This is a genomic window from Brevundimonas sp. SS2672 (assembly GCF_059579685.1).
Genome location: NZ_CM184201.1, coordinates 2,309,921 through 2,328,219, shown reverse-complemented (window position 1 = coordinate 2,328,219; position 18,299 = coordinate 2,309,921). Strand labels below are relative to the sequence as shown.

Annotated in this window: 31 protein-coding genes; 20 read left to right on the top strand and 11 right to left on the bottom strand. The window is 63.0% G+C overall.

Annotated elements, in window-relative coordinates:
- From AC52GN_RS11810 to AC52GN_RS11780, 7 genes are all read right to left on the bottom strand, one after another.
- Positions 1-153: a hypothetical protein gene (locus AC52GN_RS11810; protein WP_496527194.1), complete on the bottom strand. Its 153-nt coding sequence runs from the start codon at positions 151-153 to the stop codon at positions 1-3.
- Entirely contained in the window at positions 150-1,037 is an 888-nt protein-coding gene (locus AC52GN_RS11805) for a recombinase family protein (RefSeq protein ID WP_496527193.1), read from the bottom strand. Before AC52GN_RS11805 ends, AC52GN_RS11810 begins: the two co-directional genes overlap by 4 nt.
- Positions 1,034-2,008 (bottom strand): PD-(D/E)XK nuclease-like domain-containing protein, encoded by a 975-nt coding sequence (locus AC52GN_RS11800; RefSeq protein ID WP_496527192.1) that lies wholly within the window; start codon positions 2,006-2,008, stop codon positions 1,034-1,036. Before AC52GN_RS11800 ends, AC52GN_RS11805 begins: the two co-directional genes overlap by 4 nt.
- A complete protein-coding gene (locus AC52GN_RS11795) occupies positions 2,005-2,235 on the bottom strand; it encodes a hypothetical protein (protein WP_496527191.1) in 231 nt (76 codons plus the stop codon). Before AC52GN_RS11795 ends, AC52GN_RS11800 begins: the two co-directional genes overlap by 4 nt.
- A 100-nt stretch (positions 2,236-2,335) precedes the next feature.
- On the bottom strand, positions 2,336-2,659 hold the full coding sequence (locus AC52GN_RS11790) for a hypothetical protein (RefSeq protein ID WP_496527190.1): 324 nt from the start codon (positions 2,657-2,659) through the stop codon (positions 2,336-2,338).
- On the bottom strand, positions 2,656-2,961 hold the full coding sequence (locus AC52GN_RS11785) for a hypothetical protein (RefSeq protein ID WP_496527189.1): 306 nt from the start codon (positions 2,959-2,961) through the stop codon (positions 2,656-2,658). The genes AC52GN_RS11790 and AC52GN_RS11785 overlap by 4 nt, the downstream gene beginning before the upstream one ends.
- Positions 2,961-3,281, bottom strand: coding sequence for a TetR/AcrR family transcriptional regulator (locus AC52GN_RS11780; RefSeq protein ID WP_496527188.1), 321 nt, complete (start codon positions 3,279-3,281; stop codon positions 2,961-2,963). The genes AC52GN_RS11785 and AC52GN_RS11780 overlap by 1 nt, the downstream gene beginning before the upstream one ends.
- Positions 3,282-3,456: 175 nt before the next feature.
- Between AC52GN_RS11780 and AC52GN_RS11775 the strand changes: the two genes are divergently transcribed.
- The 3 genes from AC52GN_RS11775 (at position 3,457) to AC52GN_RS11765 (ending at position 4,774) form a co-directional block, all read left to right on the top strand.
- Positions 3,457-3,819 (top strand): hypothetical protein, encoded by a 363-nt coding sequence (locus AC52GN_RS11775; RefSeq protein ID WP_496527187.1) that lies wholly within the window; start codon positions 3,457-3,459, stop codon positions 3,817-3,819.
- A 54-nt stretch (positions 3,820-3,873) separates the two neighbouring features.
- Positions 3,874-4,401, top strand: a complete 528-nt coding sequence (locus AC52GN_RS11770) for an SH3 domain-containing protein (protein ID WP_496527186.1) — start codon at positions 3,874-3,876, stop codon at positions 4,399-4,401.
- A 103-nt stretch (positions 4,402-4,504) separates the two neighbouring features.
- Complete coding sequence (locus AC52GN_RS11765) at positions 4,505-4,774, top strand: hypothetical protein (RefSeq protein WP_496527185.1); 270 nt, start codon at positions 4,505-4,507, stop codon at positions 4,772-4,774.
- A gap of 65 nt (positions 4,775-4,839) precedes the next feature.
- Here AC52GN_RS11765 and AC52GN_RS11760 read toward each other — a convergent pair whose 3' ends face one another.
- Positions 4,840-5,067, bottom strand: coding sequence for a hypothetical protein (locus AC52GN_RS11760; RefSeq protein ID WP_496527184.1), 228 nt, complete (start codon positions 5,065-5,067; stop codon positions 4,840-4,842).
- A 431-nt stretch (positions 5,068-5,498) separates the two neighbouring features.
- Here AC52GN_RS11760 and AC52GN_RS11755 point away from each other — a divergent pair, with 431 nt between their 5' ends.
- Positions 5,499-6,950 (top strand): ATP-binding protein, encoded by a 1,452-nt coding sequence (locus tag AC52GN_RS11755; protein ID WP_496527183.1) that lies wholly within the window; start codon positions 5,499-5,501, stop codon positions 6,948-6,950.
- Positions 6,951-6,997: 47 nt separating this feature from the next.
- Here AC52GN_RS11755 and AC52GN_RS11750 read toward each other — a convergent pair whose 3' ends face one another.
- Together AC52GN_RS11750 and AC52GN_RS11745 are read right to left on the bottom strand one after the other, a co-directional pair.
- The gene (locus AC52GN_RS11750; RefSeq protein WP_496527182.1) at positions 6,998-7,258 is read right to left on the bottom strand and encodes a hypothetical protein; all 261 of its coding nucleotides are present in this window, start codon (positions 7,256-7,258) and stop codon (positions 6,998-7,000) included.
- Between the two features lie 82 nt (positions 7,259-7,340).
- A complete protein-coding gene (locus AC52GN_RS11745; RefSeq protein ID WP_496527181.1) occupies positions 7,341-7,778 on the bottom strand; it encodes a helix-turn-helix domain-containing protein in 438 nt (145 codons plus the stop codon).
- Between the two features lie 51 nt (positions 7,779-7,829).
- Between AC52GN_RS11745 and AC52GN_RS11740 the strand changes: the two genes are divergently transcribed.
- The 11 genes from AC52GN_RS11740 to AC52GN_RS11690 are packed head-to-tail and all read left to right on the top strand — an operon-like array spanning position 7,830 to position 13,629.
- On the top strand, positions 7,830-8,087 hold the full coding sequence (locus tag AC52GN_RS11740; protein WP_496527180.1) for a helix-turn-helix domain-containing protein: 258 nt from the start codon (positions 7,830-7,832) through the stop codon (positions 8,085-8,087).
- A gap of 1 nt (position 8,088) precedes the next feature.
- Complete coding sequence (locus tag AC52GN_RS11735; protein ID WP_496527179.1) at positions 8,089-8,424, top strand: hypothetical protein; 336 nt, start codon at positions 8,089-8,091, stop codon at positions 8,422-8,424.
- 38 nt (positions 8,425-8,462) lie between these two features.
- The gene (locus AC52GN_RS11730) at positions 8,463-8,936 is read left to right on the top strand and encodes a hypothetical protein (protein ID WP_343828689.1); all 474 of its coding nucleotides are present in this window, start codon (positions 8,463-8,465) and stop codon (positions 8,934-8,936) included.
- Positions 8,937-8,983: 47 nt separating this feature from the next.
- A complete protein-coding gene (locus tag AC52GN_RS11725) occupies positions 8,984-9,628 on the top strand; it encodes a hypothetical protein (protein ID WP_496527178.1) in 645 nt (214 codons plus the stop codon).
- Positions 9,628-10,077 (top strand): RusA family crossover junction endodeoxyribonuclease, encoded by a 450-nt coding sequence (locus AC52GN_RS11720; protein ID WP_496527177.1) that lies wholly within the window; start codon positions 9,628-9,630, stop codon positions 10,075-10,077. Before AC52GN_RS11725 ends, AC52GN_RS11720 begins: the two co-directional genes overlap by 1 nt.
- On the top strand, positions 10,074-10,706 hold the full coding sequence (locus AC52GN_RS11715) for a GcrA family cell cycle regulator (protein ID WP_496527176.1): 633 nt from the start codon (positions 10,074-10,076) through the stop codon (positions 10,704-10,706). Before AC52GN_RS11720 ends, AC52GN_RS11715 begins: the two co-directional genes overlap by 4 nt.
- Positions 10,703-11,062, top strand: coding sequence for a hypothetical protein (locus tag AC52GN_RS11710; protein ID WP_496527175.1), 360 nt, complete (start codon positions 10,703-10,705; stop codon positions 11,060-11,062). Before AC52GN_RS11715 ends, AC52GN_RS11710 begins: the two co-directional genes overlap by 4 nt.
- The gene (locus AC52GN_RS11705; RefSeq protein WP_416019792.1) at positions 11,059-11,277 is read left to right on the top strand and encodes a hypothetical protein; all 219 of its coding nucleotides are present in this window, start codon (positions 11,059-11,061) and stop codon (positions 11,275-11,277) included. The genes AC52GN_RS11710 and AC52GN_RS11705 overlap by 4 nt, the downstream gene beginning before the upstream one ends.
- Positions 11,274-11,459, top strand: coding sequence for a hypothetical protein (locus tag AC52GN_RS11700; protein WP_496527174.1), 186 nt, complete (start codon positions 11,274-11,276; stop codon positions 11,457-11,459). The genes AC52GN_RS11705 and AC52GN_RS11700 overlap by 4 nt, the downstream gene beginning before the upstream one ends.
- Positions 11,459-12,877, top strand: coding sequence for a DnaB-like helicase C-terminal domain-containing protein (locus tag AC52GN_RS11695; protein WP_496527173.1), 1,419 nt, complete (start codon positions 11,459-11,461; stop codon positions 12,875-12,877). The genes AC52GN_RS11700 and AC52GN_RS11695 overlap by 1 nt, the downstream gene beginning before the upstream one ends.
- Entirely contained in the window at positions 12,874-13,629 is a 756-nt protein-coding gene (locus AC52GN_RS11690) for a hypothetical protein (RefSeq protein WP_496527172.1), read from the top strand. Before AC52GN_RS11695 ends, AC52GN_RS11690 begins: the two co-directional genes overlap by 4 nt.
- Before the next feature lie 11 nt (positions 13,630-13,640).
- On the opposite strand, the gene AC52GN_RS11685 is transcribed toward AC52GN_RS11690, so the two are convergent.
- On the bottom strand, positions 13,641-14,183 hold the full coding sequence (locus tag AC52GN_RS11685) for a hypothetical protein (protein ID WP_496527171.1): 543 nt from the start codon (positions 14,181-14,183) through the stop codon (positions 13,641-13,643).
- Between the two features lie 47 nt (positions 14,184-14,230).
- Here AC52GN_RS11685 and AC52GN_RS11680 point away from each other — a divergent pair, with 47 nt between their 5' ends.
- The 5 genes from AC52GN_RS11680 to terL all read left to right on the top strand — a co-directional run bounded on the left by AC52GN_RS11680 (position 14,231) and on the right by terL (position 18,237).
- Positions 14,231-15,037, top strand: coding sequence for a hypothetical protein (locus tag AC52GN_RS11680; protein ID WP_496527170.1), 807 nt, complete (start codon positions 14,231-14,233; stop codon positions 15,035-15,037).
- Between the two features lie 15 nt (positions 15,038-15,052).
- Entirely contained in the window at positions 15,053-15,937 is an 885-nt protein-coding gene (locus tag AC52GN_RS11675) for a hypothetical protein (protein WP_496527169.1), read from the top strand.
- Positions 15,938-16,096: 159 nt separating this feature from the next.
- Complete coding sequence (locus AC52GN_RS11670) at positions 16,097-16,276, top strand: hypothetical protein (protein ID WP_496527168.1); 180 nt, start codon at positions 16,097-16,099, stop codon at positions 16,274-16,276.
- Positions 16,277-16,289: 13 nt separating this feature from the next.
- Complete coding sequence (locus AC52GN_RS11665) at positions 16,290-16,739, top strand: terminase small subunit-like protein (protein WP_496527167.1); 450 nt, start codon at positions 16,290-16,292, stop codon at positions 16,737-16,739.
- Complete coding sequence (gene terL, locus AC52GN_RS11660; RefSeq protein ID WP_496527166.1) at positions 16,663-18,237, top strand: phage terminase large subunit; 1,575 nt, start codon at positions 16,663-16,665, stop codon at positions 18,235-18,237. Before AC52GN_RS11665 ends, terL begins: the two co-directional genes overlap by 77 nt.
- Positions 18,238-18,299 lie beyond the last annotated feature (62 nt).

Below are 18,299 nucleotides of genomic sequence, written 5' to 3'. Positions count from 1 at the left end.
TCAGCCCTCCGTCGCGGCTTGGATGGCGCGCTCGAGTTCACGAGCCTTGTCCATGTCAGTGGCCTTGAGGACGGCGAACTTCGCCAGCTCCTTCCGGTCGGTTTCGAGAGCTTCGATCTGCTCTGGCCGCAGGAAGGGCAAGTCAGCGATCAAGCGATCCGCCCAAGCGATGGTGTCGACAGCCAGCGACGTCCCTTCATCGGCGTTGGCCTCAGCGCCGCTGGCTGTCGTATCCTCGGCGGGGGGAGGTCGCCGGGGAAAGAGTCGCCCGCGTCTGACGGGTCGGAGGCGGGGTCAGACGCGGGCTTATTCGACGCGGCGTCGGAGGAGGGCTCCGCGTCGAAATCAGGGATGGTGTCTTCGGGATCGATGCCGTGGACGGCGCTGAAACCTTCGCGCGGCGCGTCGTTCGGGGCGGCCAGGCGAGCGGCGAGGTTCGGGCGCTCAGCCGGAACGGCGCGGGCCGTGACGTTCTGATAGTCCTCGACCTCCTCGCGCACCTGGAAGCCGCGAAGCATGTCCGCGCAGCCGTCGCGCAGAGCCCAGGCGCGGGCGCGCATCTGGAGCATGCGCTTGGGGTATTGCTGCCACGGGCCCTGCTTGTTCCAGAGGCCCGCCTTCTTGGCATCGGAGACCGAGAACGAACGGGCGATGGTCTCGCCGGTGTCGGGGCGTGTGACCTCGCAGTGAGCCACGGCCGCGTCGCCTTCGCCGTCGATCCATTCCTGCGCCTTGATGCCTTGGGCGCGAGCGACAGCCATCAGGCCGTCACCCCAGAGTGTCGGGCGGTTGTTGACGATGGCGAACGACTGGAGCGCCTGGAACGGGGCGAGGCCCAGCTCCGCACCGGCCATGATCGCGACCATGACCTGTTCCGGCTTGTCGAGGCCGCGAGGGGCGAGGCCCGATGCCGCGATTGCTTGGGCGACGCGGAAGGCTTCGTCGAGCGACTGCGGGACCAATGCGGCGACAGCACCGCCTGCCATAATCGGTGGTCTGGGCGCAGCCGGACGGGTTGCGGGGACTTGAGCGTTCATGCCGCGATCTCGCTGTTCGGGGTGTTGTCGTTGGCTTCGGCGGCGATGACTTCGAGCCGCTGGTCGATCTGCTTCGCCGCCCAAGGCGGGAGGGTCAGATATTCGGCGTCCTGGCGATCACCGCCGGGGCCGGGCCAGATGCCCGTTTCCACGCACTGCGCGAACTGGTCGATCGCGCGGCGCAACTGCATCCGGCCGCGGTCCAGATCGGCGCCGGTCAGAACGGTGACGCGGACGCAGTGGGGAGGGGCTTTCTCGACCCAGACGAGCGCGAACTCTTCCATCGGGCGGCCGAGAACCGCTTCGGAGGCCATGCCGACCAGGGCGGCCTGCATGTGGTAGCCGAACCCGGCGAGCGACCGTTCCAGGCTCTCGTCGGACACGCTGTCGGCCGTCTTCAGGTCAGCGAACAGGCCGGAATGTCCGGGGATGTTGTCGGGGCGGCTCTTAAGCCAGACGCCCGTCTTCTCGTCCTTGAAGATCAGGGATCGCTCCACGGCTCCGTCGAGGATGCCGAGGCGTCCTTCCTGACCCTTAACCAGAGGATGGGCCGCAAGCGTCCGCGCCATGCCGGTGATGGCTTCCAGCTCGCCGTCGGTGACGACGGTCTTGCCGGCCTTGATCTGCTCGGCTTTCCAATCCTGGGCGGCCTTCGTGCGCCAGTCCTTCCACTCACTCGGGCGGACGACGAACTCTTCATCGAAGCCCTTGCGGCCCAGGTACAGCAGATGGTGCGCGGCCTTCCCGATGGAGAAGTGCGCACGCTCCTTCGGCTCAGGCCGGTTGGGGTTGTAGGGGCTGTCGTACCAGTAGTGCGCTGGCGACTGGCTCCAGATCGTGCGCAGGCCAGAAGATGAGACAGAGGGGCTGTCGCAACAGTCGCCGTGATACTCGGCCATGCTGAGGTCATAGACGCCCGGCTCGCCGATCTTGCCCGACGTGGGCATGGGCAGGGGGTTGTGCAGGGTCATGCCGCCGCTCCCATGGCCGGGATGTTGAAGGGCTGGGCGGGCCTCGGGCGCGGCCGATAGACCCGCCGTGTGGTGACGACGGTCTCGACTTCCAGCAGCTCCAGACGGCCGTAGAACGACGAGTTCTCGCGGACCCAAGCCCGACCAATCTCGATGTCAGAGAAAGTCTTCACGATCCGGCCGACGCGGTTGACGGCCTGATAGTCGGTGGAGGCTTCGCGGTTCATGGCCACCTCGGTTCGGATAGAGCGCCGGCGACGATCGCAACGGCGACGGTGAAAAGGATGCAAGCGGCTATGGCGGCGCCGTTCTCGAGAGCGCGGCGCATCAGGCGGCTCGCGCCATGCTCGCCGGGGGCAGCGGGTCGTTCTCGGCCTCCCGCGCGTCGCGGATGGCCCAAGCCAACGCATTGACGACCGGGATCAGCAGGCCGGGGTCTTCGGCTGCCGCCAGTTCACTGGCGAGGCGCAGCATTTCCTGCGTGGCCTGATCGACCGTCATCCGGCGCCGGGTGCGGCGGTCCAGAATCTTCGGGCCTTCGACCACGAACAGCGGCGTGCGGCTCGGCGGGACCAGAGCGAGGTTCACATTCCCGGCTTTGGCGATCCCGGCCACGACGCCGGGCATGATTTCGGAGATGTGTTGCATCACGCAGCGCTCCTCAGAGGCTCGAGGGCCGAGGCGAGCATGTCGCCGGGAACGGTGATCACGACGCCCGCGAGGCCGTTCTCGACCTGCACATCCCACTTGCCTGCGCCGCTGTTGGACGGAGCGAGTATGACGCCTCGCGCCAAGCCGTTGATGACGGCGTCACCGATGAAGGCGAGGGTGTATTGGCTCCAGCGAGTCTCGATGAGGGCGCGGCCCCAATCGCCCAGACCAGCGCCAACAGGATGCACGACGCGCGCGGGGATCAGGACGGCTTCGCCGGGGGTGAAGGTTGCCGGGCCCATTACGCAGCCCACCGTGCTTGAGCGGCCTGGACCTTCAGCGCGGCGCGAACAGCCTCGCAGTCCACCGGCGGCTCGTAACCCATGGCTTCGCGCCACAGCTCTTCCTTGCCGGTCCAGTTCGCGAAGATCGCGCCTGTCGACATGCCAGCGGCAGCGGCAATGTCGCGGATGGTGACGGGGCCATAACTGCCCGTCGGGGCCCAGAGCACGCGGGCGGTGTGCAGCAGCTTCTCGCGCGTCGCCGCCTTCGCGAGCTGGCGCTTGTTCAGCTTCGGGGCGTCGTCGTTCGCGGCGACAGTGATTTCGGTCTTGGATGACATGGTTCGTCTCCCGGTGATGGAAGAAAGTTTGCATATGCCGAACATGATCGCAAGAAGAAAGTTTGCATATGCCGAACCAGATGGCGTCATTAACGGACGCACCCTGTAGCCAGTCGCATTGACTCAACGCCGTTCGGCGTGGCGATTGGGATGTTAACTTTTGGAGGGATCAGGCATGCCGCGCCGGCTGCACTATTACGCGCAACCGTTCTGGGGTCATCGCCGGGTGCTAGCCCAGCGGTACGAGTTCGCGTGCGCAGTTGATGCAGAAGAAGGCGGCGAGATTCTCGCGCGTTCAGCCGATGGCGTACTTGTCTATCAGCAGTGGGCCGACCTTGAGCTTGAGCTTTTTGGAGAGGTCGAGGTGCTGGCCCAGCATGGGTCTGTCCCGCGCGGAGCGACGGGGATCGACCCTGATGGCCGTGACCCTTGGCTGGATGACATCGCCTACTTCAAGATCGACTGCAGCGCTGCTGGGGACGTTTGGACCCAGGTGGATCCTATGGTGCGCGACGTGGAGGACGAGGAGGCGGCGTGACTCGACTTCCTGTATGCGCCTAGATAGCGTCGTTCTGCTTCTGGGGAGGGGCAGATGGCGAACAACAATGCCGCTGGTTGCGGCGGATGGATCGTGGCGCTTCTGCTGGGCATTGGGCTGCTCAGCCAGTGCGGCAAGGATGGCGCTCCTCGCTCGAACTCAGGCAGCAGCATCAACAGTCTGGCGTCGATGCCCACGGAGACACCCAGCCGCTACATGTACGTCCAGGCGAACACGCTGAACTGCCGTGCTGACGCGTCAACCTCCAGCCCCGTCGTCGCAAAGCTGTCAGTGAATGATCAGGTGCCCGTCCTGGAAGACCGAGACGGATGGTCATTGGCCAAGCGATCTGAGAACTGCTGGGTTCGCACCAGCTATCTCGCCGCGAGCCGGAAATATATCCCGCCACCTCGGGCGACGCCCCAGCGGAGCTATTCCGGCACCAGCTCTTCGAGATCCTCTTCGCGCCGATCTTATGGAGACGCCGGCATCTGCCCGTGCCGAGGCAACAATGTCTGCATCGGCCCCAGGGGAGGGCGCTACTGCATCACTTCGGGAGGCAATAAGCGGTACGGCGTTTGATAGGGAGCGACCGAACGTCACGGTCACGGACTCTTGTTTTGTAAAATGATCGTGGCCTGCTGAGGTGCTTCTGCGGACTAATCCGCTGGAGGGGAGGATTGCTATGAAGAAGATCAGAACCATGATCCCAGTAGGCATTGTCGCTGGGATCGGCTTGCTGGCTGCTGGTTCGGCTTCGATTTCGTCGCCTACCGAAGCACGTGATTTTGAAGAGTATTCCCGCTGCTATGTGCAGGGGCAGTGGGAATGCTACCCGAGAACCCCGGGCGGGATGGTGTATCTGCCAAACCCCGGCTCGCCTGAAGAGGCGGCTTACGAGCTCTGCATGGTTGAGGTCGAGGCGCGCTGTTCGGTTTACCTGGACGCACCCTGAGGCCTGCATCTAACAGAACGGCGGCTCCATCAGGAGCTGCCGTTTCCAATTGACTTGCTGATCGATCAGCTTGGGTTAGCGATCGGCGGCGTTGCCGGTGGAGCTTTTGCTGCTTCCTCCTCCAGCTTTCGGCGCTGGTCAGGGTTTTCATCCGGCTGAGGCGTGGTGACGCTGGGATCGGGCTCTCGTCGCCGGCGCTCGGCTTCGTCGGTCTCGCGTCGGGCCTGTTCTTGCAGGCTGTCTTTGTCGGCAGGGCCGCGATAGTTCGGATCGTTTGGCGGGACGTCGGTCATGGGCATCTCCTCTCTAGGGTTGCCCTTAACCAAGCGGTGGGCGCCGATCCCGTTCCTGCTGTTGCGCTTCAGCGGCTTTGCCCCAGCTTCAACTGAAAGGGCGATGATAGGCTGCGTCCATGCTCGAAGGCGGCATCCAGCACGATCCACCTATCGTATCGCTTGGTCATGGGGCGCGCCTAGACGTTCATTAAGCCACGCCAGAACAATAAGAATTCAGACGGAGGAATGGACATCCTACTGTACCAAATCGTAGACGGCATATGGGTGCCAGTCAGGGTGTTAAAAACCAAAGGTTGGTCAAACGCAGGATAAAAGTCTTATGCCTTCGTTAACCTATGGCCATTGTTTTTATTAGAGAATTTTGTCACTTCGCCGATGCCGCATGAGTGAAAAATAGTTGGGCTGATATAAGGGGGATAAAAGCCGCCATGGGGATTCAGGATCCTGGAGCGCTGTTGAAAAGACTCTGCGAAGAGCCGTCGGAAAGCGCATGGGTGGAATTCAAAGAGAATAACGCAAACCCCGATATGATCGGGCGCTGGATTTCAGCTAGCGCGAATGGTGCCATCTTGGCTGGAAGGGATCGCGCATTCCTAGTTTTCGGCGTCCGCGATAGTGATCACGCGTGTGTGGGGACGTCGGTGCGAATCTCCACGATGAAAAACGGCGGCGAGAATCTCCAGCACTGGCTCAGCAGGTCGATGTCTCCGAAACTCATGATAGAGCTGATCGACTTCCAGCATGAGGGGAAAAACTTCGCGATAATTTCAATAGAAACCTCCTACGAGCGCCCTGTTCGTTTTATCGATAACGAATGGATTAGAATCGGCGAGAATATAAAGAAGCTCTCCGAATTCCCCGAGCACGAACGAGCGCTGTGGCTTGCAACCGGTCGTCGACGTTTTGAAGACGCTGTCGCGCTAAGCCATCAGTCCGCTGAACAGGTGCTTAGCTTGCTAGACGTGGGTACGTACTACACGCTATCCAAAATCCCTCGGCCGAGCGCAAACGAAGAAATAATATCTTCTTTTTGCAAGCGCGGGTTCATCAAGGATGATCTTGAGGGAACTTACGATATTACTAATTTAGGGGCGTTACTGTTCGCGAAAGATGTTGAATTGTTCCCGTCCATCTCGCGAAAAACGGTGCGGGTAGTTAAGTATGTTGGACGAGACAAAAGAAAATCAATTGGAGAGATGGAAGGAAAGAAGGGGTATGCTGTTGGCTTCAGCGGTCTTTTACAGCACATAAAAAGCCTTCTTCCCTACGACGAGCAGTATCGTGGAGGTGTTCGAGTGGAGGAGTCGGTGTATCCCGAGACTGCCCTGCGAGAGGTGATTGCCAATGCGCTAATACACCAAGACTTTACGGTAAGTGGGGCTTGCCCCGTAATAGACATCTACAGCGATCGTGTGGAGGTTACCAATCCTGGAAACTCGCTAATCGAGCTTGATCGGATCATTGACGAGAGGCGATCTCGAAACGAAAAGTTGGCCTCGACGATGCGTAGTCTCGGGCTGTGTGAAGAGCGCGGCGGTGGGTTAGACAAGGCGTTGCTGGAAATCGAGGAAATGAATCTTCCGGCTCCAGATTTTCATTCGTCAATCGATTCAATGAGAGTTGTCTTGTTTGGGGCTCGACCATTCAAGCAATTGGCGAAAACAGAAAAGCTTAGAGCGTGCTTCTATCACTGTATCCTTCGATGGATTGCATCTGATCCTATGAGTAATGCCACTTTGCGAGAGCGTTTCCGTCTTCAAGCTGATGATTATCAGGCGGTTTCCGCCATCATCGCAGAGTCTATTAAGGCTGGGCGGATCAAGCCTCTTGAAGAGGGCCAGGGTAAAAGAAACGCCCGCTACGTCCCCTATTTTGCCTAGGCTGGGTGAGAGGGCATGGCTTCGCTCACCAGCCTTAGCCATGCATTTTACCCCGTGCGGTCGCGTCGGCGCATGAGACTTCGCCCACCGAGCACGACTAGGAAAACTGCCGCGCCGATCCAGCCCACCCACGAAGGTGCCCCAGAGCGCTGAGCCCACAGCGATACAAAGCCAATGGCAAAGCCTATAGCGGCGCCGACTAACGCACCAAGCAGGCGGCCCTTCCAGGGCAGCTTGAGGAAGGCCAGCATGGTGATGGCGAAGATCACCGGCTGGGCGATCAGCTTCCAAATCTCCGCTTCGGTCATGTTCCAGCCTTAGCTATGCAGTCCTTGCGGGGTTCGGATCGCCGTCAGCAGTAGGTGGCGCCCGACATTCGGCTGTGAATGGTTATCCGTCCGTGCCGGTGCGTCCGGCCCACGACTCCGCCATGCTCAGTACGGCCTGCTGACCCGCCTCATCCAGCTTGGCAATGACAGAGCTTAGACGCTCCATACGCTCGTTCAGACTGAAGGGATTGACATCGATCAGACGTCCTCCAGTCGTGCCCACGACAGCGGCAACCTGCTCAATAAGATCGCGGTTGAAGCGGGTAGCCGGACGCCCGGCCCTGACCGCGCCGGTTTCAAGGTCCGAAATATAGCCCTTGGACCTGCCGAGTTCCGCCGCGAGATCCTCTAGCGTGAGGCCTGCATGGTCCCGCCACGCGGCAAGATACCAACCGCTCTTGGCTCGATAGTCCTCATAGACTTCGGCCGGCCTGGATCTGCGGGGTTTCTGCGACATGTTCGGAGTATGCAAACCGAACGGGCGTCCGTCAGTCTGCATATGCCGAACTTCAGGCTTGTCGAAATGTTCGGCATATGCAAACTTATTCGCATGGACATCGCAGCCCTCCGAAAAGATCTCGGCCTGTCGCTGGACGCGTTCGCAGCGCGGATCGGCCTGAAGAGTCGCGGTCAAATGAGCAGCCTTGAAAGCGGCGCTCGCAAGCCGAGCGTCCGCGTGGCCCTTGAGATCGAGCGGCTGTCTAGCGGACGCATCAAGGCGGCTGAACTGAACCCCGACATCGCGCTCATTGAGCGCTTCAGAGCTGAAGCCGCCAACGACGACGCCCCCGCCAGCGAGGCAGCATGACATGCTGTCATCGGCCGCCCTCCAGTTTCGACGCCAGGAAGTCTTGATCAACGCGGGGACGGTCTACGGCCTGATCATCGGCGCCAACGAGCTGGCCGTCCAAGGTCGCGAGACTGATGCACTGAAGGCGCTGGCGACGATCACCGGCGCGCTCCCGTTCGAGATCGACGCCATCAAGGAAGTCCTCGCCGCCGAGCGTGAGGCCGCAAAGGCTCGTGACCTGACGCAGCGGACGCTCGCTCCCTTCTTCCCGCGCGTACCCGCTGAACATCCGCACGCCGCGAATGACGAAGCTCAATCGCCTTCTCCCGAACAACCAAGCCCGACCGTCGCCTGAGCGCGGCAGCGGATCACCCAAAATCGAGCCCGGAACAAATGGGATACAGGACTTACAAGCCAGCCATCAGTCACAGGGAGCATGCGCGCCTGGCTGAACTGCTGATCGACGCGAACGGCGGGACCCTGGAAGCCTCTCGCGCCTGTCGCGTCAGCCCCGGCGTGCTGTCGACCTACCAGAACCCGAACCGGCCGGAGTGCATGATGCCGGCCGACGTCATCGCCGATCTGGAGAAGGCCTGCGGGGAGGGGATCTACAGCGTCGCCCTGGCCGAGCTGCAGAAGCCCCAACCCATCACCGGCTGCTTGAAGGAACTGGCCTTCGACCTCGCCCAGGAGAGCATGGACGTTGTCGCTGTCGTCCGCGAGGCGCTTGCCGACGGACGCCTGTCGAACAACGACCTCGACGCCATCGCGGCGGCCGAGCGCGATGCAGAGCAAGCCCTTGAGCGGGTTCGCGGCGTCCGCCGGGCCATCGAGGCCGCAACTCCTACGCCGCAGCGAGCGGCGTGACCGAACGGGACCGACCGCCCCGTTGAGCGGTCTTGATGGAGGGCCAGATGGCCAAAGACAACGACGAGTATCCCGAAGTCCAAGGGACGATCGGAAGCATCCCGAACGAAGCCCCTTCGAACGGCTTGCCCAGCCATGACGAAATCCGCATGGCGGCCAACGAACAGGTGCAATGGAACCTGAAGCGCAAGGCCCTGAACGATCAGATCAGCGCCTTCCGCAAGGGCCTGAAGGCCAAGGGTCACATCCTCGGCAAGCTGGACGACGAGGTCCGCAAACTCGAATGGTCGCCTGAGGAATACAAGGCCGACCGCGTCGCCAGCGACCACTACGCCGAAGCGATGGCCCAGCCCGTTGGCACCCAGCTTGAGCTGTACGGCACTGAGGCCACGCCTGATCCCGTCCGCACCCAGCTCAAGTGGCGACAGCTCGGCGTCAAGCACGGCATCGCCGGCATCGGCTGGGCCAACGAGCCGCCAGAGGATTGCCCGTTCGACTGCGCTCAGTCCTACGGCGAGGGCCATGAAGAAGGCCAGGGCACCGTGCGCCGCGCCTTCCAAACCCGTCTGGAAGAAGCCAAGGCGACCGCTGCCGCCGCCGGTGATGACGACGGCGATGACGACGACGGTCAGATCGACATCGAGGACGTTGCCAACGACGACGCCGAAATCGAACACGGCGAGGCAGCCTGATGACGGGGCTGGCCTTTACCATTCCGGGCGACCCTCGCGGTAAGGGCCGGCCCCGCGCCACCGTGTTCAAGGTGGGCGGCCATCACTCGGCGCGCATGTTCACCGACAGCAAGACCGCCAGCTACGAGAACCTCGTCAAGATGGCGGCGTCTCGCGCTCTTGGCGACCGGACGCCTCTCGATTGCCCTCTGACGGTCATCGTCACCGTTCGGATGACCCCTGCCGCTTCCAGCAGCCGCAAGAAGCGCTGCGCCATGCTGGCTGGGGAGATCGCCCCAACCAAGCTTCCCGACCTCGACAACGTCGTGAAGGCCGTTCTCGACGGCTGCAACAAGGTCGCGTTCAGAGACGACGCCCTGGTCGTCAGCCTGATCGCTCGCAAGCGCTACGCCGAAGTTTCCGGCGTCGATGTCGAAATCCGTCCCACCATTCTGAAGGCCGCAGCATGAACTTTCACGGCAACAACGACCCTTGGCCGCACCACGAGGTCGAGGCGCTCCGCAAGCTTTGGACTGAGGGCAAATCGGCGGCGGATATCTCGAAGATAATCCCCGGCCGCTCACGCTCGGCTGTGGTCGCCAAGGTCCATCGCATGGGATGGTCTGGGCCCGATGCGGCTGCGCGATTGTCGCGCCGCGAGCCTTCGGCGCCTCCGGTCAAACGCAACCGGGCGACCGGCGGGATCAAGATCGACAAGCCAGCGCCGGCTTCGAGCTTCGGCCGGTTTGCTCCTTCCAGCCCTGAGGAGGCGGCAAAGAAGCGCCAGCATTTCGCCAAGCATGGCGCCGGGATCATCGACGGCTTCGCTGAAGCTGCAAATGACACTTCGATCCTGCTAATCGACCGCCGCCGGTTCCAGTGCTCATGGCCGGTCGGAGATGTCTCGGGCGCAAAGCAGATGTGCTGCGGTCAGCCGGTCGATCCCGCCGCCACTGGCGCAACCGAGACCTATTGCCCAGTCCATCACAAGCGCGCGGTCGGCAGGGTGCTCGCCGCGTCTAAGGCCTTCGGGTTCGGTGAGCGTCGCCCGGCCCGTCGCGCGGAGTCCACCCCTTGGGACCAGGGGAGGGCTGCGTGAGCCAGCGTGAAAAGTACCTCGTCGAGCGGATCGATCGCAGTCGGGAGAACGCGACCAGCCAACAGGCTCGCTCCTCTCGCGCGATGTTCCTACGCATGACCGCGCGCCGGACGGTGCGTTCGCTGATGCAGGACGTGGCAGATCCGAAGGAACAGGCCGCGCTTCTCGGCGACCTGATCGATATTGCCGCCGAGTTCCGTTGGCCGCTGATCGGCCGCGTTGAGACGGCCACAGCGCTGAACTCGGTCGCGGCCGACGTGTGCGCTATCTACCGCCTGCCCAAGGCCGCGAGGAACGCTGCTGCCGAACACGCCTGGAGCAGGCTGACGGCGGCGAACGATGGGGGCGAGGAATGAAGCCCCAGGTTCTGATCCATTGGGATGCGACTGGCATGCAGCGCACAGGTGCCACGGAAGGCGTCGAGGTCGTCTACGTCGACGAGCGTGTACCGCACGACCGCGTCTACCGCAGCATGGGCAGTGTCACCCCCGAACTGATCGAGCTTCTCGCCTCCGGGCAGTTCAAGGACGTCGATGACGCCCTGAACCATATCGATGGAGGAGGCGCATGAATCGCCGCGACCTCCTCGACCTCGAACTGAACTACGCCCGGATGCTGCGCCGTGAAGCCAAGTCGCGCGCCAAGCGCTACCCGGCCCTGGCCGAGCAACTGAACCGCTGGGCGGACGCCGCCGCCAGCCGCGCCGAAGCCATCCGTTCCGGCCCGCTGTTCGACACGGAGCGCGCGGCATGATGGATGATCCCCGCGACGCAGAGGAAGCGGCCAATGCCCTCCCGTTGAATCTGGAGGCTGAGCAAGCCCTGCTGGGCCAACTGATGTTCGACAACGACGTCCACCGCCAGGTGCATGACGTCGTCACAGCCGAGGACTTCAGCGAGCCGTTCCATCAGCGGCTCTACGCGGCCATTGCCGCTGCGATCACAGCTGGAAGGCTGGCGGACCCGACTATCCTTCGGACTGAGTTCGAGCACGACCCGGCGTTTATCGAGTTCGACGGGCCGTTCTACCTGATGGACATGGTCGACCGGGCGCCACCGGCAAACCGCGCCCGCGACTACGCCGCCTTGGTGGCGGATACGGCCGTGCGCCGGCGCCTGATCAAGATGGCTGCCGAAACCATGCATCAGGCGCGCAACCCGGAAGTGACTGGCTATCAGGCCGTCGCCCAAGCCCGCGCCGAGTTGGAAGCGGCAGAGCGTGGCGCTGCGCCAGAAGACGCCCTGTTCGTGAACGCCCATGACGCCGCCCTGGCGCGTATGGACCGGCTGGAACTGGAAGTCGCCACCGGCAAGCCCAAGGGCGTGCAGACCGGCCTGTCGTCGATCGACAAGCGCCTCGGCGGCCTGATGCCGGGATCGGTGATCGTGATGGCAGGGCGGCCGGGCATGGGTAAGACGGCCCTTCTCGGCAACGTCCTCTACGGCGCCGCCCTGCGGAACCCGACCAAGCTGTTCGCGGGCTTCTCGCTGGAGATGGACACCGACCAGCTGAATGACCGGGCCCTGTCCCGTCTGACGGCCGCCCATGAGCAGCCCGTCAGCTTCTCGGACATCGCCAAGGTGGCTCCGCTGACCTCTTTCGACCTGCACACCCTACATGCCGTGAAGGGCGAGATCCCGAAGAACCTCTGGCTCAGAGACAGGGCAGGGGTGTCCATCGAGGATGTCTCCCGCGCCGTCTGGGCCATGAAGCGCCGGGGCGACCTGGCCGCTATCGGGATCGACTACCTCCAGCTCATGCGCCGGCCTGCGTTGGCAGGGCGCAACGAAGCCTCCGCCATCGCAGAGATGACCGGGGCGCTGAAGACGCTCGCCCGCGAAGCCAAGATCGCGATCATCTTACTGTCGCAACTGAACCGCTCGGTCGAGCAGCGCGACGACAAGCGGCCGATGCTCTCAGACCTGAGGGAGTCCGGCTCCATCGAGCAGGATGCCGACGCCGTCCTCTTCCCTTTCCGCGAGGTCTACTACCTCCAGAAGGCCGAACCGAAGGCTGGGACCGAGGAGCACATGCTCTGGGAGGCCGAGGTCGCCCTGAAGCGCACGGTGATGGATGTCATCATCGCCAAGAACCGCCACGGCTCCGAGGGCTCCGAGCCCCAGCAGTACCGGGCTGAGATCGACCTCATTGCTGACAGGAGCGCGGCATGAGTACCGTCGCCTTCATCAAGAACATGATCGACCTAGGGTTCTCCGCCGAGGACGCTATTCGCGCTGCCGAAGCCTATGAGGCTACGACGGCCACTGCTCCGCGCGCACGGTCGAAGGGCGCCGATCGGCAGGCCCGTTACGAGGAGCGTAAGCGTCAGAAAGCGTCAGAAAACGTCAGGTCTGACGCTTCTGACGTCACTGACGATGCTGACGCCTCCCTCCCTCTCCCTCCTTCCCCCCAGACCCCCCAACCACCCACACCCTCCCGCGAGTATAATCCCCCCTTACCCCCCAAGGCCGGTTCTCGTCGGAAGCCCAAGGTTTCGCTGCCGGATGGTTTCCCGACTGCCGAGCTGATCGCCGAGCAACAGGCCAAGGCCCGTGAGGTCGGTGCGAACTTCGACGTCCAGCGGTTCGCCGCCAGGTTCCGCGATCAGTGCATCGCCAAGGATCATCGCTACGCTGAGTGGCCTGCGGCGTGGCGGAACTGGTGCCGGACCGAGATCGAGCGCGCCCCGAAGACGGCCCTGGCCGCCTCGCAGAGCCGATCCACGCCATCCGAGACCGACCGCTGGCGCCGCTGGCTGCGGGAGTACCGCCTGAACGGCCACTGGCCGTCCGATGACGCTGGGCCCAGGCCGGGCCATCCCGCTTGCCGTGTCCCGTCCGCCCTGCTGGCCGAGTTCGGGCACGCGCCGGCGCCGGCCAACGATCCGAAACCTGACCTGTTCGCCCATGGAGACGCAGCATGACATCCGAAAGGCTAGAACGGTCCTCCTCGACGCAGAATTCTGTGGGCTTCGGCGTCCATTTGGTCCGCGTAAGAGGCCAAGCTATCAGCGGCCTTCGCGATTTCTTCGGGAAGGGTGCGAAGCGCGTAGCCGCCCTTCTTGAGGCTATCCCTCATGTCATCGTCGATGAGCAACAGAACGCCCTTTCCCCCTCCGAGCGCGTCGATGACGCGAGCAGATGGAAGGGTGGTCACTGTCACGGCCTCCAAGGCGTCCGATTGGGCTTTGATGCCTCCTGCCTTAAGCATAGCGTCTACCGCGACCTCAGTGGGATAGCCCGCGTCAATTTGCTCAAGGCCGTGCCAGAGGATTTTCGCTGCCGTCCCAAATGCATGCGCGACAGCCAGCAGAATGGCGGCATCACGTCTTCGCCGGTCTCGGTTAGCAGCGTCAGCCAGATACAGTGCACCTGCGAAGGTGGCGACTGTGCCCAATGCACCGAGGGCCTCCCAATGAACCAGAGAAGTCACGCCAGCCCACCAATTCCACCACGGCATCAGCCAGTCCGGAATCATTTCTATCTCCAAAACGCTTTCCGAACCGTAGCCATAGGAGCCCCAGCATGAGCAAGGCCGACCGCGCCAAGAAGCGCCAGCAACGGAAGCGCTACGCCAAGCCCTCCATGCCGAGGATGATCGGGGCGAACGACAACATCGAGGCGGCGAACGACAACACGGCGCCGGTATCGATCAGGGGCGTCCGACTGACCGACAGCCAGGCGCTGCGGTTCATGGCGGCTGAGGCCAAGGTCGCGTCGCCGGATTTGGACCAGCAGCGGGACGGTCAGCGCATGTTCCGCGCCCTGGACGCTGAGATCGACGCCCGCATCCTCGAGCGGGATGCGAAGGCGAACCTAGAGGAGCTGCGGAGCCTGGAGGCCCTGCGCGGTTTCGACATCGGCGTGTCGGATCATGAGAAGGCGAGGGGAGCGCCTCGGGCTTCGCGGGATGGGTTGGAGACCCTGCTGACGGCCGGGTCGATCACGCGCACCCAGCACGCGGCCGGGCTCCGCTATCGGGCGGACTACGAACTGCTGGACCCAGAGAAAGGCCTGACCCCTCCGACGCTGGACCCGGCCCTGCGCAACATCGTCCGCGGCGGCGAAGGCTTCGCCCAAAAGCGCCGGGAGCGGGAGGAGTTCGTGCGCGATCTGGAAGCGATGATCCAGGAGGAAGACCGCACCTTCCGCGGCGCGCTGGGCCGGTCGGATGTGGAGCGGATCGGGCGGGCGGTCTGGGCTCTGCGGGAGATCGCGGGCAAGGGGGCGAACCTGCGGGCGCTATCCAGCAGCGGCTCTGTGATAACCGCGTCATCCGAAGCCTTGCAGGACGCACTGGACTGTGCAGCTATCGCGTATGGGCTGGAATAGCGTGTAGGGGGTTATGTGACGAAGGAACGGACGGAAACAGCGGCGAGCCAGAACGAGAAGGTAGAGTGCGGCCTGATCATGCCGATCTCCCAAACGGCAGGACACTCCGAGCAACACTGGGCAGACGTCCAGACCCTTCTTCACCGCGCCATCGCCCAAGCGGGGATGGTACCCAACAATGTGTGGGCTGGAGATCTCAAGGACCGCGTGTCTGAGCGGATTATTGGCAATATTTTCAGACACGAAGTGATCGTCGCCGATATCAGCGACTTGAACCCAAATGTAATGTTGGAGCTCGGGTTAAGGCTCGCATCCAAGAAGCCAACAATAGTAGTCGTTGAAGCCGGAGGAACCATACCCTTCGACATAAGGGATTTTCACGCCCTGCAGTACCCGCCCGATCTAAACATAATCGGGATGGAGAAATTTTTCGCTATATTCGCGACTACCCTAAGATCAAAGTTGGATGCGTACAGATCATCTCAATACAAACCGTTCCTCGGAGACATGGTCGTTGAGGTCCTGGAGCCTTCAACAAAAAATGTTTCCGCAGAGAATCTCATCATTGAGAGACTTGACGAAATAGGGCGGCGGATCTCGCGCATTGAGCAAGACCGGCCTAGGTACGCTAATGCCCTAGCAGGCATCACTGCCGCAGGATCGAATCGATCACCACTTTCGCGTCGTCTCTATTTCCGAGGGTCAGCGACGCTCATCGAGGGACTTGCCGATATGATCGGGCCCCTTGGGGTTGAATATGACATGCTGCATGAAGGCGACATCGCCTTACTGAGAGCGAAGGCACAAGGCCCGCAGGCCAACAGGGTAATCGAGTTGGCCGAAGCGCTAGGACTAGACCGGCTGCATCCTGAAGTGGGTCGAGGACACTTCCCGGATTGACACCGGAACGGTAATCGCGGACACAACCCATGGTGCAGCAATGCGCCGAGAGGCCCCAGACCCTGTGTCCGGGGCCTTTTCTTTTGCCCTCCGACCACGTTCTGAGCTGCGGCGTACGGCTGGATCGGCGGACACCCCCACGACATTCGGAGATCGCCCATGGTCCCCATGAAAGCCCTCGTCGGCTTCTCCCTGTCGGACGGCTCGGCCGCCGCTGGAGCCACCTTCAACGCCAAGGACGCTAAGGCAGCGGATCGCCTGGAGGCGGCTGGCGTTGCGGAACGGGTGAAGCCTGAGCCCCAGCCCAAGCCGAAGGCCCCGGATGCCAAGGCCGCTTGAGTTCAACGAGGCCGTGGCGGACGCCATCTGCGAACGCCTGGCCGATGGCGAAAGCCTTCGCTCGATCTGCCGCGATGACGAGATGCCGGCCAAGTCGACCGTCTTCAAATGGCTCGGTCTGATTCCAGCGTTCGCGGACCAATACGCGAGAGCCCGTGAGACGCAGGCTGATAGCCTGGCCGACGACATCGTCGATATCGCGGACGACAAGAAGCTGGAGCCGAACGACAAACGGGTCCGCATCGACGCTCGGAAATGGCTGGCCGGGAAGCTGCGACCCAAGGCTTACGGCGACAAGGTCGCGGTCGTCGGTGGCGACAAGACCGACGCTCCGATCCGCCATTCCCATTCCTTCGACCTGAGCGCAGCGAGCGACGAGGAGCTGGATGTCATCGAGCGCTTCATTCGTCGATCTGCCAACGCTGGAGGAGATCAGGGCGGAGAGGGCGCGTCGGAAGGCTGAGGCTGACCGGAAGCGCCTGATCGAACACCAGGGCGAGATCCGCGCCCGCTGCGACAGCCTGCATGGCTTCATCGAGGAGCATTGGTCCATCCTCGAGCCCAAGCGCCCGTTCAAGTCGGGCTGGGCGCTCCGGGCGATGTGCAAGCACCTGGAGGCGGTGACGGCCGGGCGCATCCAGTTCCTGCTCATGACCGTGCCGCCGGGCATGATGAAGTCCCTGCTGCTGGTCTTCTGGACCGCATGGGAGTGGGGCCCGAAGGCGCGGCCGGACCTGCAGACGCTGGCGACCTCCTACAGCCAAGCCAACGTGCTGCGGGACAACCTCAAGCTCCGGCGCTTGGTCGAGAGCGACAAGTATCAGGCGCTCTGGCCGATCCAGCTTCGGGCCGACCAGAACGCCAAGGGCAAGTTCGAGAACACCGAGAACGGGTTCAGCGAGGCACGTCCGTTCAGTTCGATGACCGGCGGCCGGGGCGACCGGGTGAAGGTCGATGACCCCCATTCGACCGAGACCGCCGAGTCTGACACCGAGCGGGCCAATGCGGTGCGCATCTTCCGCGAAGGCATCTCCGACCGTCTGAACGACGTCACCACCTCGGCCATCGTCATCATCATGCAGCGGCTCCACGCCAAGGATGTGGCGGCCGTGGCTCTGGAACTGGACATCGGCTTTGTCCACCTGAACCTACCGATGGAGTTCGAGGCCGAGCGGATCGGCGAAGACGGCAAGGTGACGGGCGGCGCCTGTCGGACCTACGTCGACGGCGAACTGTTCTTCGAGGACCCGCGGACCGAAGAGGGCGAGCTTCTCTTCCCGGAGCGCTTCCCCGCGGCCGAAGTCGCCAAGCTCAAGAAGGCCAAGGGCTCATACGCTTGGGCCGGTCAGTATCAGCAGCGACCCTCCCCGCGCGACGGCGGCATCTTCCGGCGGGAGTGGTTCAAGCCGGTCTCGGTCATGCCTGCCGGGCCCAAGCGCACAGTCCGCGCCTGGGACGTGGGCGCCACTGAAGGCGGAGGCGACCCTAGCGCCGGCGTCCGCTGTACGCAGGTCGGATATGGCGAAGAAGCCACCTACTACTTCACCGACGCCAAGGTCGGGCAGTGGAGCCCGGCGCAGTTTGAGGCCCAGCTGAAGCTGACGGCGGCGGCCGACACTACAGAGGTCACGGTTCGCCTCCCACAGGACCCTGGCGCTGCCGGCAAGGGCTACGTCCTGACGCTGGTGAAGAAGCTGCCCGGCTATACCGTCCGGTACGAACAGCCCACCGGCTCCAAGCTTACGCGAGCCACTGCACTGGCCACCCAGGCCGAGGCCGGAAACGTCTTCATCCTCACGACGGGGGACCCCATGCGCGATGTCTGGATTGAGCCCTTCCTCGACGAGCTTTGCACGTTCCCGTCAGCGGCTCACGACGACCAAGTCGATGCTGCTGCGGACGCTTTCAATGAACTGGCGCTCGGCTCTCGCCCCGCTCGCAAGGTGAAGGTCAGCTTCTGATGGCGGTGAACGAGCGCGATCCTGCTTGGGAGGTCCATGCTGGCGCCCGAAAAAGGTCCACG

Excerpts from the sequence above, each read along its gene's own strand:
- AC52GN_RS11805 (WP_496527193.1), bottom strand. The coding sequence starts at position 1,037 with ATGAACGCTCAAGTCCCCGCAACCCGTCCGGCTGCGCCCAGACCACCG.
- AC52GN_RS11800 (WP_496527192.1), bottom strand. The coding sequence starts at position 2,008 with ATGACCCTGCACAACCCCCTGCCCATGCCCACGTCGGGCAAGATCGGC.
- AC52GN_RS11795 (WP_496527191.1), bottom strand. The coding sequence starts at position 2,235 with ATGAACCGCGAAGCCTCCACCGACTATCAGGCCGTCAACCGCGTCGGC.
- AC52GN_RS11785 (WP_496527189.1), bottom strand. The coding sequence starts at position 2,961 with ATGGGCCCGGCAACCTTCACCCCCGGCGAAGCCGTCCTGATCCCCGCG.
- AC52GN_RS11780 (WP_496527188.1), bottom strand. The coding sequence starts at position 3,281 with ATGTCATCCAAGACCGAAATCACTGTCGCCGCGAACGACGACGCCCCG.
- AC52GN_RS11775 (WP_496527187.1), top strand. The coding sequence starts at position 3,457 with ATGCCGCGCCGGCTGCACTATTACGCGCAACCGTTCTGGGGTCATCGC.
- AC52GN_RS11770 (WP_496527186.1), top strand. The coding sequence starts at position 3,874 with ATGGCGAACAACAATGCCGCTGGTTGCGGCGGATGGATCGTGGCGCTT.
- AC52GN_RS11765 (WP_496527185.1), top strand. The coding sequence starts at position 4,505 with ATGAAGAAGATCAGAACCATGATCCCAGTAGGCATTGTCGCTGGGATC.
- AC52GN_RS11760 (WP_496527184.1), bottom strand. The coding sequence starts at position 5,067 with ATGACCGACGTCCCGCCAAACGATCCGAACTATCGCGGCCCTGCCGAC.
- AC52GN_RS11755 (WP_496527183.1), top strand. The coding sequence starts at position 5,499 with ATGGGGATTCAGGATCCTGGAGCGCTGTTGAAAAGACTCTGCGAAGAG.
- AC52GN_RS11750 (WP_496527182.1), bottom strand. The coding sequence starts at position 7,258 with ATGACCGAAGCGGAGATTTGGAAGCTGATCGCCCAGCCGGTGATCTTC.
- AC52GN_RS11745 (WP_496527181.1), bottom strand. The coding sequence starts at position 7,778 with ATGCAGACTGACGGACGCCCGTTCGGTTTGCATACTCCGAACATGTCG.
- AC52GN_RS11740 (WP_496527180.1), top strand. The coding sequence starts at position 7,830 with ATGGACATCGCAGCCCTCCGAAAAGATCTCGGCCTGTCGCTGGACGCG.
- AC52GN_RS11735 (WP_496527179.1), top strand. The coding sequence starts at position 8,089 with ATGCTGTCATCGGCCGCCCTCCAGTTTCGACGCCAGGAAGTCTTGATC.
- AC52GN_RS11730 (WP_343828689.1), top strand. The coding sequence starts at position 8,463 with ATGGGATACAGGACTTACAAGCCAGCCATCAGTCACAGGGAGCATGCG.
- AC52GN_RS11725 (WP_496527178.1), top strand. The coding sequence starts at position 8,984 with ATGGCCAAAGACAACGACGAGTATCCCGAAGTCCAAGGGACGATCGGA.
- AC52GN_RS11720 (WP_496527177.1), top strand. The coding sequence starts at position 9,628 with ATGACGGGGCTGGCCTTTACCATTCCGGGCGACCCTCGCGGTAAGGGC.
- AC52GN_RS11715 (WP_496527176.1), top strand. The coding sequence starts at position 10,074 with ATGAACTTTCACGGCAACAACGACCCTTGGCCGCACCACGAGGTCGAG.
- AC52GN_RS11705 (WP_416019792.1), top strand. The coding sequence starts at position 11,059 with ATGAAGCCCCAGGTTCTGATCCATTGGGATGCGACTGGCATGCAGCGC.
- AC52GN_RS11700 (WP_496527174.1), top strand. The coding sequence starts at position 11,274 with ATGAATCGCCGCGACCTCCTCGACCTCGAACTGAACTACGCCCGGATG.
- AC52GN_RS11695 (WP_496527173.1), top strand. The coding sequence starts at position 11,459 with ATGGATGATCCCCGCGACGCAGAGGAAGCGGCCAATGCCCTCCCGTTG.
- AC52GN_RS11690 (WP_496527172.1), top strand. The coding sequence starts at position 12,874 with ATGAGTACCGTCGCCTTCATCAAGAACATGATCGACCTAGGGTTCTCC.
- AC52GN_RS11685 (WP_496527171.1), bottom strand. The coding sequence starts at position 14,183 with ATGATTCCGGACTGGCTGATGCCGTGGTGGAATTGGTGGGCTGGCGTG.
- AC52GN_RS11680 (WP_496527170.1), top strand. The coding sequence starts at position 14,231 with ATGAGCAAGGCCGACCGCGCCAAGAAGCGCCAGCAACGGAAGCGCTAC.
- AC52GN_RS11670 (WP_496527168.1), top strand. The coding sequence starts at position 16,097 with ATGGTCCCCATGAAAGCCCTCGTCGGCTTCTCCCTGTCGGACGGCTCG.
- terL (WP_496527166.1), top strand. The coding sequence starts at position 16,663 with ATGTCATCGAGCGCTTCATTCGTCGATCTGCCAACGCTGGAGGAGATC.